Below are 15799 nucleotides of genomic sequence, written 5' to 3'. Positions count from 1 at the left end.
CTTTCTGAATCTGAAACATGGCCAAAGAACGAGTGTTGATTACCGGCGGCGCCGCCGGCATCGGAGCGGCATGCGCGGCACGCTGCAAGGCGGATGGTTATGACGTGGTCGTGATCGACCGTGTGGGCGATGGACTGATCGCCGATCTGTCGGACCCGCAGGCGACTGCACAGGCACTTGAACGCGCACTCGAAGGCGGGCCGATCACGCGCCTCGTCAATAACGTCGGTGTCGTGGTGCCGGCGAACGCCGCGGAGCAATCGCTCGAAGAACTCGAACGCGCGTGGGCGCTCAATGTGCGCTGCTCGCTGCAATGCATGCAGGCGCTGTTGCCCGGCATGAAAGCCGCGGGCTTTGGGCGCATCGTCAATATGTCGTCGCGTGCGGCGCTCGGCAAGGAATTGCGCACCGCCTATTCGGCGACGAAAGCCGCGTTGCTCGGCATGACGCGTGTGTGGGCGCTGGAACTCGGCGCGTTCGGCGTGACCGCTAACGCGATCGGCCCCGGTCCGATCCGCACCGAACTGTTCGACCGCGCGAATCCGCCGGATGCGCCGCGCACGCGCGCGATCATCGACAGCGTGCCGGTCAAGCGCGTCGGCACGCCGGACGACGTCGCGCATGCCGCCTCGTATCTGCTCGATGCGCGCAGCGGTTTCGTCACGGGCCAGGTGCTGTACGTGTGCGGCGGGATGACCGTCGGCGTCGCGGGAGTCTGAGCATGTGCGCTCATGAGACGCGGCGTGCAGGCATTGTCGGCGGCGGCAGCATTGGCATTGCATTCGCGGTGGTGTTCGCGCGCGCCGGCTGGCGGGTGCGTCTGTTCGATCCGGCAGCGCAGCGGCGCGAACTTGCGCCGGCGGAAATCCTGCAACGGCTCGAAGCGTTGACGCGCTTCGGCCTGCTCGATGAAGCGGCGAACGTGGTCGCCGCTCGCGTCGAGATCGTCGCGACGCTCGACGCCGCAGCAGCACAGGCCGACCTCGTGCAGGAATGTGCGCCCGAGCGCGAGGAGATCAAGCGCGAACTGTTCGCGCAGCTCGATCGCGCCGCGCCCGCGCATGCGATTCTCGCGAGCGCCTCGTCGTTTCTCGCAGCGTCGCGCTTTATCGACGCGACGTTGCCGGGCCGCGGCCGCTGCCTCGTCGCGCATCCGGGCAATCCGCCCTATCTGATTCCGGTCGTCGAAATCGTGCCCGCGCCGTTCACCGATGACAACGCCGTCACACGCGCCATCGATCTGTTCACCGACGCCGGCCTCAAGCCGGTACGCGTCGCGAAGGAAGTGGAAGGCTTCGTCTTCAACCGGCTGCAAGGCGCGCTCTTGCGCGAAGCGTACTGCCTCGTGCGCGATGGCGTCGCGTCGGTAGACGACATCGACACGGTCGTGCGGGAAGCGCTGGGTTTGCGCTGGTCGGTGATCGGTCCGTTCGAAACCGCCGACCTGAACACGCGCGGCGGCATCGCCTCGCACGCGCAGAAGATGGGCCCCTCGTATGCCCGCATGGGCGCCGAGCGCGGCCAGCACGATCCGTGGACTCCTGAACTCGTCGCGGATGTGGCCGCGGCGCGCCGCAGCGCGTTGCCGCTCGACCAATGGGAAGCGCGCGTCGCATGGCGCGATCGCGCGCTGATGAAGCTGGCCCAGTATCGCAAGGAATCCGTATCGAATGATTCATAGCCCGCGGCCGTTATATCCCGCCGTAATCTCCGCGTGACCCGATAACTACTATTCGACCAAAGCTAGAGACAGTCCCATGCAGAAAATCACCGCCTTCTTCACCGAGCTGATGCGCAAGTATCTGCCCGACCCGTTCGTGTTCGCCATCGGCCTCACGCTACTCACGATGCTTCTCGCCGTGCTCGTTCAGGGCCAGGCGGTCACGGCGCTCACCCTGAGTTGGGGCAAGGGCTTCTGGGCGTTGCTCGCGTTCACCACGCAGATGGCGGTGATTCTTGCGATGGGATATGTGCTCGCCACCGCGCCGCTGACCGAACGTTTCCTCGACCGGCTCGTCGCGCGGGTTCATGATCCACGCATGGCGGTGATCGTCGCGACGCTGGTTGGCGGCATCGGCAGCTATCTGAACTGGGGCTTCGGTCTCGTGATCGGCGGCATCGTCGCGCGCAAACTCGCGATGAGCATCAAGGGCGTGCACTATCCGCTGATCATCGCGTCCGCCTACAGCGGCTTCACGATGTATGGTCTGGGTCTGTCGGCGAGCATTCCCGTACTGATCTCTACCAAGGGGCATCCGATGGAAGCGCAGATGGGCGTGATTCCGCTCGCGGAAACGATCTTCTCGCCGACCATGCTGCTCACGAGCCTCGTCGTCATCATTACGCTGCCGCTGCTCAACGCGTGGCTGCATCCGAAGCCGGGCCAGCCGGTCACGGAAATCGACCCGGCGCTGTACGAAACCCCGAAAGCCGCGACGCCCGCCGTCGATATCGACGAAAGCAACACGATTGCCAACCGCCTGAACAACAGCCGCCTGCTGAGCTTTCTGATCGGCGCGATCGGCGTGATTTACGTGGTGCTGTATTTCCACGGCGGCGGCTCGATGGACCTGAACCTGATCAACTTCATCATTCTGTTTCTCGGCATCATCCTGCTCGGCACGCCGATTCGCTATGTGGAGAAGCTCAACGAAGGCATTCGCACGATCAGCGGCATCATTCTGCAATACCCCTTCTACGCGGGGATCATGGCGATCATGGCCTCATCGGGTCTCGTCAACACGTTCTCGCACTTCTTCGTGAACATCGCCACGCCCGCCACGCTGCCGTTCTGGGGCTTGGTCAGCTCGTTCTTCATCAACTTCTTCGCACCGTCGGGCGGCGGCCACTGGGTAATTCAGGGGCCGTTCATGATCGAGGCGGCCAAGTCGATCGGCGCATCGGTGGGACACACGGCGACCGCCGTCATGCTCGGCAACGCATGGAACGATCTGATCCAGCCCTTCTGGATTCTGCCGGCACTCGCGCTGTCGAAGCTGAAACTGAAGGACATCATGGGCTATACGGTCATCATGATGTTCTGGATCGGCATCGTGTACACGGTGGCGATTCTCGCCTGGGGTTGAGCAAGATTCCGGCCGCAATATGCGCGGCCTCATCGATGGAGAGAAGTTTCGAATGCTATATCTGGTTCATATGCAGGTTCAGATTCCCGCCGACGCCGACCGCGCGTTGACCGACCGTCTGAAGGCCGAGGAAAAGGCGTTCTCGCAGAAGTTGCAGCACGAGGGCAAATGGCGTCATCTGTGGCGGGTGGCCGGGCAGTACGCGAATTACAGCGTGTTCGACGTCGAGTCGAATGACGAACTGCATACGCTGCTCAGTTCCTTGCCGCTCTATCCGTACATGAGCGTGAACGTGACGCCGCTTGCGCAGCATCCGTCCGCGATTGCGCCGAACTGAAGCGGAGAGCCGATGCCCTACATCATCGAAACATTCGACAAGCCCGGCCATGCCGAAGTCCGCACGCGTGAGCGCGATACCCACCTCGCGTTTCTCGAGAAGAACAAGGCACTGCTGCTCGCGTGCGGCGCAAAGCTGAACGACGACGGCAGCGGCGCGGGCGGCGGTTTATATGTAGTCGATCTGGACACGCGCGAGGAAGCCGAACAGTTTATTGCGGCCGATCCGTTTTCTGCAGTCGGCCTGTTCGAGCGCGTGACGATCACGCGTTGGCGCAAGGCTTACTTCGACGGCGAGTGCTGTTTGTAGCCGACTCGATATCGGCTGTGTGATTGAACGGCTAACAGTGCTGGTACTGTTAGCCGTTTTTTCGGGCACGCGCTCGTGCAATGCTGCTCACTTCACCCACGCGTCCCGAATCGCAGCCAGCCACAACGTCACCGCATGCGCGCCCGGGTCCACGTGACCGAGCGCGCGCTCGCCGACATAACTCGAACGTCCTCGCCGTGGATGCATCGACGCCGTTTGCGCGGCACCGTCGGAGGCCGCATTGACTGCGGCCTGTAGCGCTGCACCGATCTCCGTCGCGCCTGCGAGCGCGGACCGCAACGCGTCGGCGGCCGGCTTCAGTGCATCGACCATCGTGCGATCGCCTGGCTTCGCGCCGCCCAGCTCCATCAATCCCTCGACGCCCGCGCCGAATGCCGCCGCCCATTGCGTCGCCGTCGCGCCGTCGGACTGTTCGAGCGCAGCAGCCGAACGCAACAGCATCACCGCGTACAGCGGCCCCGACGTGCCGCCGACTACGCGCCGCAGCGTCGCGGACATGCTGCGCAACACGGCGCCCGGCGTCGCTTCGGTGGGATAGGTGTCGAGTTCATGCAACACGGCGCGCGCGCCACGCGACAGACTGATGCCCAGATCGCCATCGCCGACGCGTTGATCCATCTCGGTCAGCGTCGGCTCGGCTTTCAGCAAGCACGCGCACACCGCTTCGATCACACGGCGCAGCGTCGCATCGTGCGCGAGCGTTGCGCCGCTCGCGCGCTCCGGCGTCTGCGGAGCCGGCCGCACCGAGACCTGTGCGACGCGGCCGCTCAACCCCGGCCATGCGCTCGTGCGCGCCACGGCATCGAGCCAGCCGAGCCGCTCGTCGTCCACGCGCAGCAGCGTCAACGAGACGCCGGCCATTTCCAGCGCGCTCAGGAACGTGCCCGCCCACGCGCGTTCCACCTTGATGCCGCGCTCCGCCAGATTGCGCAGCGCGGACCCCGCCACGACGTTCAATTCGCTCGACGGCGTGCCGCCGAGGTTGTTCACCAGCAGCGCCACGCGCTCGCCGGACTGCAACGCGAGATCGTTGGTGATTTTCGCCAGCAGTCTCGCGACGATCGCCTTGGCCGGCTCCATCGCGCCGCGTTCGACACCGGGTTCGCCATGAATGCCGAGACCCCATTCGATTTCGCCATCGGCCAGTTCGAACCCCGGCTTGCCCGCTGCGGGCACCGTGCACGGCGTGAGTGCGACGCCCATCGTGCCGAGCGACGCGGCCACCTGGCGCGCGATCCGCGCGACCTCCCCCAACGGACGGCCCGCTGCCGCCGCCGCGCCCGCGATCTTGTGAACCAGTACGGTCCCGGCAAGCCCGCGACGACCCGCATGGTCGCCGCTCGCCGTCAGCGCGACGTCGTCGGCGACGATCACCATCTCCGTCGGGATGCCTTCCGCGCGTGCGATCTCCGCGGCAAGGCCGAAGTTGAAGCGATCGCCCGTGTAGTTCTTCACGATCAGCAGCACACCGGCCGGGCCGGCCACCGCGCGTATCGCATCGAGCACGGCATCCGTGGACGGCGACGTGAACACTTCGCCCGCCACCGCCGCGCTCAGCATGCCGTGGCCCACATAGCCGCCGTGCGCGGGCTCGTGGCCCGAGCCGCCGCCCGAGATCAGTGCGACCTCGCCGCGCGCGGCGACGGCCTCGGCATCGGCGCGCACGACGATCGTGCTGCCTTGCAATAGCGAGAGATTGGGATTGAGCGCCGCGAGTCCGTCGAGCATATCGGGGACAACGGCGCAAACGTCATTGATGAGCTTCTTCATTGCGTCGGCTTCCTTTCAATCTGCCGGCACCGCGTGATGCACTGACGGCATTTTATTCAGTTGCGAAAACGGGAAGGAGAAGCCTCAACTGTACCGCGCATTGGCAAAGGCGATGCAATGCAGAGACCGTGAACGCGCAATAGCACTCGTGATGGAGTTCGGTGGCAAAACAAACGGGAGCAATGCAGAAGGGAGAAACTGACAGCACCGTAGACGAAAGCGGAACCGCTTTCGTCTACGTCACTGATGCGTTGGTAGGCTCGATTGGATTCGAACCAACGACCCCCACCATGTCAAGGTGGTGCTCTAACCAACTGAGCTACGAGCCTTTAGAGAGCGCGAATTATAGAGAGTCCGCGCGGACAGCACAAGCCCCTATCGTTATTTAGACCCACACGGAGCTACCGCTCAATTCGCCGGCGCCCATTCGGTGGCCGTATCCAGCGGATAAACCGGCCGCTTCACGTGCTCGAAGGCGAACAGCCCGTAATCGGAACTCGTCACGCCACGGCTATCGCACTCCACGAGCGCCGCGGCGATCGGCACGAAAACAGGCCGGCAGTACATGCGCGATTTGAGCAGCAGAAAGCGCGCTCGGCGCGGATCGATACCGACGCTCTCGAACACGCCAAGGTCCCATGGTTCGTGCGTGCGCTCGGTCACCACGAGCTTCACGATGCCGGTGTCGAGAACAGCGGCACGTCCCATGAAAGCACGCTGGCCGGTGTATGTCGGACCGCTGATCACGTATTCGCCGTCGGTCAGTGCACGCACCACGCCGGTCACGGCAAGCGGCGGGCGCGGCGTTAACGCGTCGCTCGCAACCTTATTGCCGATCGTCACGGTCACCGTACTGCCGACACCCGCCGACATCAACGCAGCGACCGCTTGTGGATCGCACAACGGCCCGCTGACGATGCCTTCGAGCTTCTGCTTCAACGCTTCTTCGAGCAGATCCATCGTGTCGCACGTGCCGCCCGACATGCAGTTGTCGCCGTGATCGAGCAACAGCACGGGTTTGTCGGCGCCCTGCGCGAGCGCGGCCGCTTGCGCGACCGACTCCGCGAGCGGCGCGCTGCGATAGACGAAATCTTCGCGCTCGTCCCAGATCTGCCGCGCGATGCGTTCCGCCACCGCTTCGGCCTCATCACGCGCGCCGTTACCCACCACGACGACGCTGATGCACGGCACGGCGATATCGGCCAGCGAAAAGCCGGACAATACCGACACCGCCAGCATGCCGTCGGCCTCAGCCGCACGCGCGGCATCCACCGCGCGTTTCATCGCACCTTCCGCGGTCGCGCTGCGCAGCGTGTGCGTGAGCAGCGGCGGCTGACGCCATGCAATCACCGGCTTCGTCTTGCCATGCACGAGATCGAACATCAGACGCGCCGCGTGCGCGCCTGTCTCGTACATATCGACGTGTGGATAGGTCTTGAAGCTGACGATCACATCCGCGTTGTCGATCATTTTCTGCGTGACGTTGCCATGCAGATCGAGTGCGACCGCGATCGGCGCATTGGGCAGCAATGCGCGCACGCGTTCGAGCAGATCGCCTTCGCCGTCGTTCGAATTCTCGGCGACCATCGCGCCGTGCAGGTCGAGCATCACCGCGTCGCAGCCGGCCGCCGCCGCGACGATCGCGTCGCATATCGCATCGTAAGCGGCGGCCTCGACCGGTCCGCTCGGATTCGCCGAAGCGGATATCGGTGTGACGATCTCCGCATGCTCGCGCGCGGCGGCGTCGATGAACGCGGCCATTGCGGTCTGCATGCCCTTGTTGTCGTTGAACGCGTCCGAGCCATAGCTCGGGCCGTTGCGGCCGAATGCGGCGAGCGGCGTCGCCACCGGCGAGAACGTGTTGGTCTCGTGATTCATCCGCGCGATGAGGATCTTCATGCGTTTGCGCTCCCGAGCTTCCACGCCGCATCCAGCATCGCCTGCAACAGCACGTTGCAACCGGCTTCGAGATGATCGGCGCGCGCGTCTTCGATTTCGTTGTGACTGATGCCGTCCTTGCATGGCACGAAAATCATCGCGGCAGGCGCGACGCGCGCCAGATAGACGGCATCATGGCCCGCGCCGCTGATCACGTCCATCGACGAAAAGCCGAGCGCGTCCGCGCCCTGCTTCACCGCGGCAACCAGATTCGCGGCGAACGGCTGCGGCGGGAAATGCACGACCTGTTCGACGTCGACAGCGATGCCCGCTTGTTCGCCCGCCGTCGAGCATGCGGCGCGCAAGGCGGTGTCCATCGCCGTGAGTGTCGCGTCGTCGGCGGCACGCAGATCGACTGTGAGCGTCACGCGGCCCGGAATGACGTTGCGTGAGTTCGGATGCACGTCGAGCCAGCCCACCGTGCCACGGCCGTGCGGCGCGTGATCGAGCGCGATGCGGTTGACCACGTGAATCAGATCGGCCGCGACGAGCAGCGCGTCGCGGCGCAGCTCCATCGGTGTCGGCCCCGCGTGCGCTTCCATGCCCTGCACCGTCACATCGTACCAGCGTTGACCGAGCGCGCCTTGCACGACACCGATGGTTTTATCGTGCGCTTCGAGCACCGGCCCCTGTTCGATATGCGCTTCGAAATACGCGCCGACGGTATGAGGTTTTTCGTTCTCACCGGCGTAGCCGATCGCCGCCAGCGCGTCGCGCACCGACACGCCCTCGCGATCGCGTTGCGCCAGCGCATGTTCCAGCGTGAACGCGCCGGCAAATACGCCCGAGCCCATCATCACCGGCACGAAGCGCGAGCCCTCCTCGTTGGTCCACACCGCGACTTCCAGCGGCGCGAGCGTCTGCACGTTGCCCTCGGCCAGCGTGCGCAGCACTTCGAGACCCGCGAGTACGCCGTAATTGCCGTCGAATTTGCCGCCCGTCGGTTGCGTGTCGATGTGGCTGCCGGTCATCACCGGCGGCAGGTCGTCGCGCAAACCCGCGCGGCGCGCGAAGATATTGCCGATCGCATCGATCCGCACGGTGCAGCCGATCTCTTTGGCCCACGCGATAAAAAGCTCGCGCCCCTGACGATCCAGCTCCGTCAACGCGAGCCGGCACACGCCGCCTTTCTCGGTGGCGCCGATTTGCGCGAGTTGCATGAGACTGTCCCACAGACGCGCACCATCGACTCGCATATCGGCAGGCGTCGCGACGGTTGTTGATTCATGAACTTGCATCGATGCTTCCTCGTATTGAAGACAGCGCCAGCGTCAAACGACGCCCACGCCGAGATAACGGTCCTTGATCGACTCGTCTGCGGAGAATGACGCGTTATCGCCCGAATAGACGATCACGCCCTGTTCGATGATGTAGTGGCGATCCGCGAGTTGCGTGCAGACTTCGAGGTTCTGCTCGACCAGAAGTATGGCCACGCCCGCTTCGCGGATCAGCTTGAGCTGCGCGACGATTTCCTCGACGATCACCGGCGCCAGTCCCTCCACCGGCTCGTCGAGCATCAGCAGACGCGGGTGATTCATCAGCGCGCGGCCAATCGCGAGCATCTGCTGTTCACCGCCGGACAGTTGTGCGCCACCGTTCGTGCGCCGTTCCTTCAGGCGGGGAAAGATGCGATAGATGTCGTCCAGTTGCCACGGCGAATCCTTGCGTGCGCCGAGCCGCAAGTTCTCTTCGACCGTGAGCAGACGGAAAATGCCGCGATGCTCGGGCACGAAGCACACGCCGCGCGAGGCGATCTTGTGCGGTGGCATCCCGCCGACCCGGGCGCCGTTGAACGTCACCTCGCCGCGTCGTGGCACGACCACGCCGGCAATCGCCTTGAGCGTGGTGGATTTGCCCGCGCCGTTGCGACCCAGCAGCGTGACCGTTTCACCGTCGCCGATCTGCAAGGACACGCCTTGCAGAATGTGGCTCTTGCCATAGAAGCCGTGAATCTGCTGCACGTCGAGAATCATGCGCGGCCTCCGGTGATCATATTGCCAAGATACGCGCTACGCACGCGCTCGTCGCCGCGAATGTCGTCCGGCCGCCCTTCAACCAGCACGCGGCCTTGCTGCATCACGGTAATCGTGTCGGAGATGTCCATCACGATGCCCATGTTGTGTTCGATCAGTACGACGGTGTAATCGTCGCGCAGGCCGCGAATCAGTTGCTTCATGTCGTCGAGGTCGTCGATGCCCATGCCCGAGGTCGGTTCGTCCAGAAAGATCGCCTTGGGCCGCGCCGCGAGCGCCATGCCGACTTCGAGCCGCCGCTGCTGACCGTGCGACAAAGCGGCCGCCGGGACTTCGCTCAAACGCTGCAACGCGAGCCGTTCGAGCACGCTGTCGACGGTGTCCGCATGCGCGAGTGCACCGTGCGGCGGCGTCCACGCATTCAGCGCACGCACCGCATCGACGCCTTGCGCGGCGAGGCGCAGGTTCTCGCGTACGCTCAGATTGGCAAACAGGCTCGTCACCTGAAACGATCGCGCGACGCCGCGGCGCACGCGCTTATGATCGGGTTCACGCGTGACGTCGTGGCCGTCAAAGACGATCTTGCCTTCGGTAATGGGAAGCGTGCCGGTCAATACGTGAAAGAGCGTGGTCTTGCCCGCGCCGTTTGGACCGATCACAGAATGCACGGTGCGCGGCATGATGCTCAGATTCACACCGGAGAGCGCGGTGAATTTGCCATAGCGTTTTACTATGCCGTTCGCTCGCAGAATGGCTTCGCTCATGCGGCCTCCTTGTTCGCGCCGTTGCCTGTGTTGTCCGCATCATGGTCCGCGCCGGTGGACGGCTTGCCGCGCAGTGCGTGCCAAATGCGCTCGCCCAGCCCCCAGAGTCCGCGCTGCATGAACAGGCTGACCGCGATCAGTACGATGCCGAGCAGCAACAGCCAGCGCGGCCACAGCGTCGAAAGCCAGTCGGCGAACAGCACATAGAACGCCGCGCCCAGGACGGATGCGAACAGATTGCCGGTGCCGCCAATCACCGTCATCACGAGGATCATCTCGCTCGTGTGATAGTCGATGTTCGAGAGCGGCGCGATGCCGGTCATCAGTGCATGAAGCGCCCCTGCGAGTCCGGTGACTGCGCCTGAAATCACGAACGCCATCAGCTTGAAGCGCTTGACGTCGTAGCCCACCGCTGCCGCGCGCGCCTCGTTGTCGCGAATCGCAAGCAATGTGCGGCCGAATACCGAATGCGAAACGCGCATCAGCAGCCAGAACACCACGAGAAAGAGCACTGCAACGAAGCTGTAGTATTGCCACGGCGACGTCAACGGGACGAGCGCTTTGCCAAACAGGCTCAGCGCAGGGCGCGGAATATCGAGCAGGCCATTGTCGCCGCCCGTCAGATCGGGCGTGGTATAGGCTAGAAAATAGAATAGCTGGCCGAACGCGAGCGTCAACATCACGAAGTACGTACCGCGCTGGCGAATCGAGAACCAACCGACCATGGCCGCCGCCCCGGCGCCGATCACAGCCGACGCGAGCAGCGCGACGGACACCGGCAATGCGGTTTTGGTGAGCACCAGTCCCGCGCAATAGCTGCCGAGTCCGAAGAAGATGCCTTGCCCGAACGAAAGCAAGCCTGTGTGACCGAGCAGCAGATTGCAGCCGAGTGCGGCGAGCGCGAACACCAGCACTTCCGTGGCGAGCGAGCCGGAGCGCAGTGTGAGTGGCAAGACGCACACGACCAGCAGCGCAAGCAGAAGGAAACGATAGCGATGCAGCGTGTGCTTCATGCCCTGTGGCGTCGACGAAGAGTGAATGCTTTGCGCGGCGGGCTTCGATGTATCGGTCATGCCGCCCTCCCGAGCAAACCGTTCGGGCGCAGCAGCAGAACCGCGGCCATCGCGACGTAGATCATCAGCCGTGCACCTTCGGGCCATAAGGTGCTCATCACGCTTTGCACGATCCCCACCAGCAGACCGCCGACGAGCGCACCGAGAAAATTACCCATGCCGCCGACCACGACGACGACGAATGCAACGCCGAGCGCTTCGATACCCATAAACGGATCCACGCCGCGAATCGGGGCGGCCAGCACGCCCGCCAGTGCCGCGGTTGCCGCGCCGAGCGCGAACACGAGACTGAAAACGCGCAATACGTTGATGCCGAGCAGCGACACCATCTCGGTCGATTCGCTGCCCGCACGCACCGCGCTGCCTAGTCGCGTACCTTCCAGTACCCACCACAAGAGCGTGGCCAGCACGGCAGTGAAGCCAATCACGAACAGCCGGTACTTCGGGTAGACGAAGCTGCCCCAGATCACCACGCCGTTCAGAATGTCGGGCACCGCGACGTTATCGCCGAGCGGGCCCCAGATCAGGATCGCGCATTCCTGTACGACGAGTGCGAGGCCCACGGTCGCGAGAATATGAAACTCGTGCTGCTGCGCATAGACGTGCCGCAGAATCAGTTTCTCGACGACCCACGCAAGCGCGCCGACCGCGATCGGCACGACGACGAGTGCCGTCCAGAAGCTCATCGACCACTGCATCGCCTGATAGCAGAAGTAGGCGCCGAGCAGATAGAACGCGCCGTGCGCGAAATTCACGAAACGCAGCAGGCCGAATACGATCGATAAACCGACTGCGAGCAGGAAATACAGCATCCCCACTCCGATGCCGTTGACGATCTGTAGAAGATAAACGTTCATGGCGTCCGCCTGATGGGTGTGGCGAAGAGGTGTCGCAATGCCGGCTCGCGCTTGCGATGAACGTGCCGCGCTTGCGTGCGGCACGAGGGCATCACGACATCTTGCAGCCGGTCTTGTCGAGCGGCAGGAAGGACTGCCCGGAGTTCACGATGTCCGCGTAGTCGTCGGCGCTCTTCATCTTGCTCTTCGCCTTGCCCTTGAGCAGATAGTAGTTCTTCAGCACCTGATGATCGCCCGCGCGAACTTCTTCCGGACCGGTCAAACCGTCGTACTTCATGCCTTCGAGTGCGGCAACCACTTTCTTCGGATCGACAGTCCCCGCCTTGATGATGCCGTCGAGCAGGATCTTCGTGCAGATATACGAACCGGCAAGGCTGTAGTTTGGGTTCGACTTGAATGCGGCGTTGGCGCGTTTGACGAGATCGCGATTGAGCGGCGAATCGATGCCATGCCAATACTGTGCGCCAAAATAGACGCCATCGCACAGGTCCGCACCGAGCGATTCGAATTGCTCGAGACCGGACGCCCATGCCATCAGGATCGTGCAATTGTTTTTCATGCCGAAGCTCACGGCCTGGCGAAGCGTATCGGACGATTGCGAGCCGAAGTTCAGAATCAGCAGGACGTCGGGCTTCGCGGCAACGGCATTCGTCAGATAGCCGCTGAATTCCTTCTCATTGAGCGAGTGGTAGCTGTTGCCCACATGCTCGATGCCCTTCTCCTTGAAGATCGCCTTGGCTGCAGCCAACAAGCCGTCGCCGAAGACGTATTGCGGCGTGATGGTGTACCAGCGTTTTGCTTTCGGTAACGTCTGGATCAGCGGTCGCACGGTCTGCTCGATCGCGCCGTAAGTCGGCACCGACCAGCGGAACGTGGCGGCGTTGCAGTCCTTTCCGGTGATTTCGTCTGCGCCCGCGGTCGTGATGAAAATGCCGCCTGCCTTCTGCACTTCCTTGCCCATCGCCAATGCTTCGGATGACAAAATACCGCCCGCAAAGAAGCGGGCGTTCTTTTGCTGCGCGATTTCCTGCACGCGGCGCACCGCGGTAGCGGGCTTGCCCTCCGTGTCGAGCACCGTATATGCGAGCGGTTGACCAAGAACCTTGCCGTATTGCTCGATGGCCAGCTTCATGCCGAGGTCGGCATATTTTCCGTTCGCGGCGAACGGTCCCGACATCGGCACCGGACACGCGAACTGCACGGCGCCGGCCTGCGCGAACGCGCTACGCGCGACCAGCGAGCCGAACGTCCCCGGAACGGCCGACAACGCGGCCAGCTTCAACATATTTCGGCGATTCAAAATGACGCTCCTTGAAAGAGACACGCACTGACTGGCTACGAAACTGCACAAGCGATACGACCGACTGCTTGGGCTTGCTGGCCGCTTGAAGTTTTCCACCTCTTGGGCTTTGTTCTATTTATCATGATAAATAGGTTGGACCTGATCGTAGGTACAATAAATTCGAGTGTCAATAAGGCAATATTCCTGGCCGTATCCCACTGTCGCTCCTGACCGTGACGTAGCCGGCGGATCGAGCGGGAATCGTGCGGGACAAAACTGGGAGAATCGAATATGGCTACGGACCGAACCAAGGCTGGCGCCGCGATAGAGATCAAACAGCAGAAGCGCGGCGATCTGGTCGCGGAAGAAATCAAGCGGCTCATCACAGAGAAAGACCTGAAGCCGGGTGATCGCCTGCCGCGCGAGGTGGAGTTGCAGCAACTCTTTTCGGTAAGCAAGAGTACGATCCGCGAAGCGTTGAAGTCACTCGAGGTGCAAGGTCTGATCAAGGTGACCACCGGCCCGAGCGGCGGCGGCATGGTGGTGGAAGTGCCGCTCGATCGCACGCTGCAGCTTTTGCAGAACTATCTGTTCTTCAAGGACGTGTCGATCGACGACATCTACACCGTGCGCAAATTGCTGGAGCCGGAACTCGCGGCGGGCGCCGTTCCGCATCTGACCGAGCAGGACTTCGACGCACTCGAAGCTAGCATTGCGTGTTGCGATCGGCCCGCGTCTTCGCGTGGCGGTCAGGACATCGTGCGGCAACGTCAGGAAGACGTGAACTTTCATGACATTCTGGCAGCCGCGAACCCGAACCCGTTTCTGCGTTTCAGTTGCGAGTTGATCAATGAAATGATCCGGCAGCTCATCGAATTTCGTAACGACACGCCGCAGGCCGAGCATGAACGGTTCGGTCAGGCGAACGTCAAGATTCATAAAGCGATTACGAAAGCGGCACGTGAGCGCGACGTCGAGAAGGTGCGTGAGTTGATGGTGATCCACATGACCGAGGCGCCACGTTACGTGAAGCGGATGAAGGGAAAACTGCGGGGACGTCTGATTCTGGATTCGGAGATTCGTCGACGGGTGCGGGCGCGCGGTGTGGCACCGTCGGATGGAGGTGGGGAGAAGTGATGAGGTTGGTCGGCAACAGGTACTGGACTTTGGGACAGCTCGCGTTTGGCTTTGCGCAGAGGCGGACTGGGCACTGTTAGCGACTTTTCGCTCATTCTGCCATTACCGTTTCTAGCAGAAGGTCTCGTGGTGAAGCACGCGGCGCCAGGGGATCGGCCGAAATGCATCACCTGAATGAATTGAAAAGATACATGGAGGCTCCGGCGAGGCGAGCGCAATTCGTGCGAAAGCGTCTGCCAACCGGCGTTTCCGGTCGGGAGTCAGCGGGATCGACAACGAGGGCTCAACCTTTTCCGGGCCGCGCCGTTATTGCATCTGCACAGGCACAAACACCGGACCTTCATGGCACAACCTATTCCCTTTTCCCGCAACGCTGGTGCGACGCGCGCCCGGCATGCCAAGGCCATGCTGTTGCCGATCGCCCGGTCGATCGCCGACGATCTCGCATTGCGGGTACACCTCGCGCTCGACGCATTGCGCCGTGGCGTCGGCAGCAAAACCGATGCGCAGACGCTCACACAGATCATGCTGTTGACCAGCTTTTTGACGGAGTCCGGCTTCGGCTCGATTAGCGACGAGGCACTCGGCGCGGCGGACCGCGCTGTGTCGGCGGTGCTCGATATTGGCCGGGAGACCGGCGAGTGGCGATTGGACGACGCGGGGTTCGCGCTTTTTGCGCTGCTCGCCACGAATTATGACCGACAACTGCACAGTGCGCCTCTTTGGGCCATCACGGAGGCGAGTGAACGGCTCGATCGCTTTGTCGCTGGTGTGTCTGATCAAACGCCAGTGCGTAAGCGAGCTTAGTCGAGTTGGGAGGCGGTGAACTGCGAGGAACGGTTTGTCGGTAGATTTCTGGGAGTCCACCGGCGTAGGAAACTGGGGTAGCTCGATGATTAGCTCATGAGCAGGTGGGGTGCAAGTCCAGATGGGCAAGGCACCGGAGCGGCTGAAGTTCTCTGACTACGGGTTCAGGACGGCGTACATGCCGCGAACGGCCAGCGTTCAGTTCGCGGCCGGGATGAGACGGGTGGCCGCGAGGTGGCTGATGCGGCATGCGTTGCGGAGCGCGTTCGGGTGGCCTGCTACGGCGCGACATCTGCGCCCTTGACTCGGGACCTGCGCCGCGGTCAGTCCCGCGCCGTAAACGCAGAAACCCCACCTTTTTCGGGGTGGGGTTTCTGTTGCTGCTGGGGAGCCTGACGATTACCTACTTTCACACGGGCAATCCGCACTATCATCGGCGTGGAGT

At 63.0% G+C, this 15799-nt stretch carries 15 protein-coding genes and 1 tRNA gene; 7 read left to right on the top strand and 9 right to left on the bottom strand.

Features of this window, described 5'->3' with window-relative positions; all coding sequences use genetic code 11:
• Nucleotides 1-17: 17 nt before the first annotated feature.
• The 5 genes from HV770_RS36295 (at nucleotide 18) to HV770_RS36275 (ending at nucleotide 3732) form a co-directional block, all read left to right on the top strand.
• Nucleotides 18-719 carry an SDR family oxidoreductase gene (locus HV770_RS36295; protein ID WP_175166242.1) on the top strand — a complete coding sequence of 234 codons (702 nt, stop codon included), beginning with the start codon at nucleotides 18-20 and terminating at the stop codon, nucleotides 717-719.
• A gap of 2 nt (nucleotides 720-721) precedes the next feature.
• Nucleotides 722-1681, top strand: a complete 960-nt coding sequence (locus HV770_RS36290; RefSeq protein WP_175166241.1) for a 3-hydroxyacyl-CoA dehydrogenase — start codon at nucleotides 722-724, stop codon at nucleotides 1679-1681.
• A 76-nt stretch (nucleotides 1682-1757) separates the two neighbouring features.
• A complete protein-coding gene (locus HV770_RS36285) occupies nucleotides 1758-3086 on the top strand; it encodes a short-chain fatty acid transporter (protein WP_175166240.1) in 1329 nt (442 codons plus the stop codon).
• A 52-nt stretch (nucleotides 3087-3138) separates the two neighbouring features.
• The gene (gene catC / locus HV770_RS36280) at nucleotides 3139-3423 is read left to right on the top strand and encodes a muconolactone Delta-isomerase (protein ID WP_168669427.1); all 285 of its coding nucleotides are present in this window, start codon (nucleotides 3139-3141) and stop codon (nucleotides 3421-3423) included.
• A 12-nt stretch (nucleotides 3424-3435) separates the two neighbouring features.
• Nucleotides 3436-3732, top strand: coding sequence for a YciI family protein (locus tag HV770_RS36275; RefSeq protein WP_175166239.1), 297 nt, complete (start codon nucleotides 3436-3438; stop codon nucleotides 3730-3732).
• A gap of 87 nt (nucleotides 3733-3819) precedes the next feature.
• Here HV770_RS36275 and dhaK read toward each other — a convergent pair whose 3' ends face one another.
• The 9 genes from dhaK to HV770_RS36230 all read right to left on the bottom strand — a co-directional run bounded on the left by dhaK (nucleotide 3820) and on the right by HV770_RS36230 (nucleotide 13428).
• Nucleotides 3820-5523: a dihydroxyacetone kinase subunit DhaK gene (gene dhaK, locus HV770_RS36270; RefSeq protein ID WP_175166238.1), complete on the bottom strand. Its 1704-nt coding sequence runs from the start codon at nucleotides 5521-5523 to the stop codon at nucleotides 3820-3822.
• Nucleotides 5524-5775: 252 nt separating this feature from the next.
• Nucleotides 5776-5852, bottom strand: a tRNA-Val gene (locus tag HV770_RS36265).
• 79 nt (nucleotides 5853-5931) lie between these two features.
• Complete coding sequence (locus HV770_RS36260; RefSeq protein ID WP_175166237.1) at nucleotides 5932-7422, bottom strand: M81 family metallopeptidase; 1491 nt, start codon at nucleotides 7420-7422, stop codon at nucleotides 5932-5934.
• Nucleotides 7419-8699 carry a Zn-dependent hydrolase gene (locus HV770_RS36255; protein WP_175166236.1) on the bottom strand — a complete coding sequence of 427 codons (1281 nt, stop codon included), beginning with the start codon at nucleotides 8697-8699 and terminating at the stop codon, nucleotides 7419-7421. The genes HV770_RS36260 and HV770_RS36255 overlap by 4 nt, the downstream gene beginning before the upstream one ends.
• A 33-nt stretch (nucleotides 8700-8732) precedes the next feature.
• Nucleotides 8733-9434, bottom strand: coding sequence for an ABC transporter ATP-binding protein (locus tag HV770_RS36250; RefSeq protein WP_175166235.1), 702 nt, complete (start codon nucleotides 9432-9434; stop codon nucleotides 8733-8735).
• On the bottom strand, nucleotides 9431-10198 hold the full coding sequence (locus HV770_RS36245) for an ABC transporter ATP-binding protein (protein WP_175166234.1): 768 nt from the start codon (nucleotides 10196-10198) through the stop codon (nucleotides 9431-9433). The genes HV770_RS36250 and HV770_RS36245 overlap by 4 nt, the downstream gene beginning before the upstream one ends.
• A complete protein-coding gene (locus HV770_RS36240; protein WP_246291557.1) occupies nucleotides 10195-11211 on the bottom strand; it encodes a branched-chain amino acid ABC transporter permease in 1017 nt (338 codons plus the stop codon). The genes HV770_RS36245 and HV770_RS36240 overlap by 4 nt, the downstream gene beginning before the upstream one ends.
• 56 nt (nucleotides 11212-11267) lie before the next feature.
• Nucleotides 11268-12128, bottom strand: coding sequence for a branched-chain amino acid ABC transporter permease (locus HV770_RS36235; RefSeq protein WP_121320403.1), 861 nt, complete (start codon nucleotides 12126-12128; stop codon nucleotides 11268-11270).
• 91 nt (nucleotides 12129-12219) lie between these two features.
• Nucleotides 12220-13428, bottom strand: a complete 1209-nt coding sequence (locus tag HV770_RS36230) for an ABC transporter substrate-binding protein (RefSeq protein ID WP_175166232.1) — start codon at nucleotides 13426-13428, stop codon at nucleotides 12220-12222.
• Nucleotides 13429-13701: 273 nt separating this feature from the next.
• Between HV770_RS36230 and HV770_RS36225 the strand changes: the two genes are divergently transcribed.
• Nucleotides 13702-14547: a FadR/GntR family transcriptional regulator gene (locus tag HV770_RS36225; RefSeq protein WP_175166231.1), complete on the top strand. Its 846-nt coding sequence runs from the start codon at nucleotides 13702-13704 to the stop codon at nucleotides 14545-14547.
• 342 nt (nucleotides 14548-14889) lie between these two features.
• A complete protein-coding gene (locus HV770_RS36220; RefSeq protein ID WP_175166256.1) occupies nucleotides 14890-15354 on the top strand; it encodes a hypothetical protein in 465 nt (154 codons plus the stop codon).
• The last annotated feature ends 445 nt before the right edge of the window (nucleotides 15355-15799 follow it).

The organism is Paraburkholderia fynbosensis, assembly GCF_902859935.1.
GTDB classification, from domain to species: Bacteria; Pseudomonadota; Gammaproteobacteria; order Burkholderiales; family Burkholderiaceae; genus Paraburkholderia; species Paraburkholderia fynbosensis.
The sequence above is the reverse complement of the archived record's forward strand: the minus strand, read 5'-3'. Positions and strand labels throughout refer to the sequence as shown.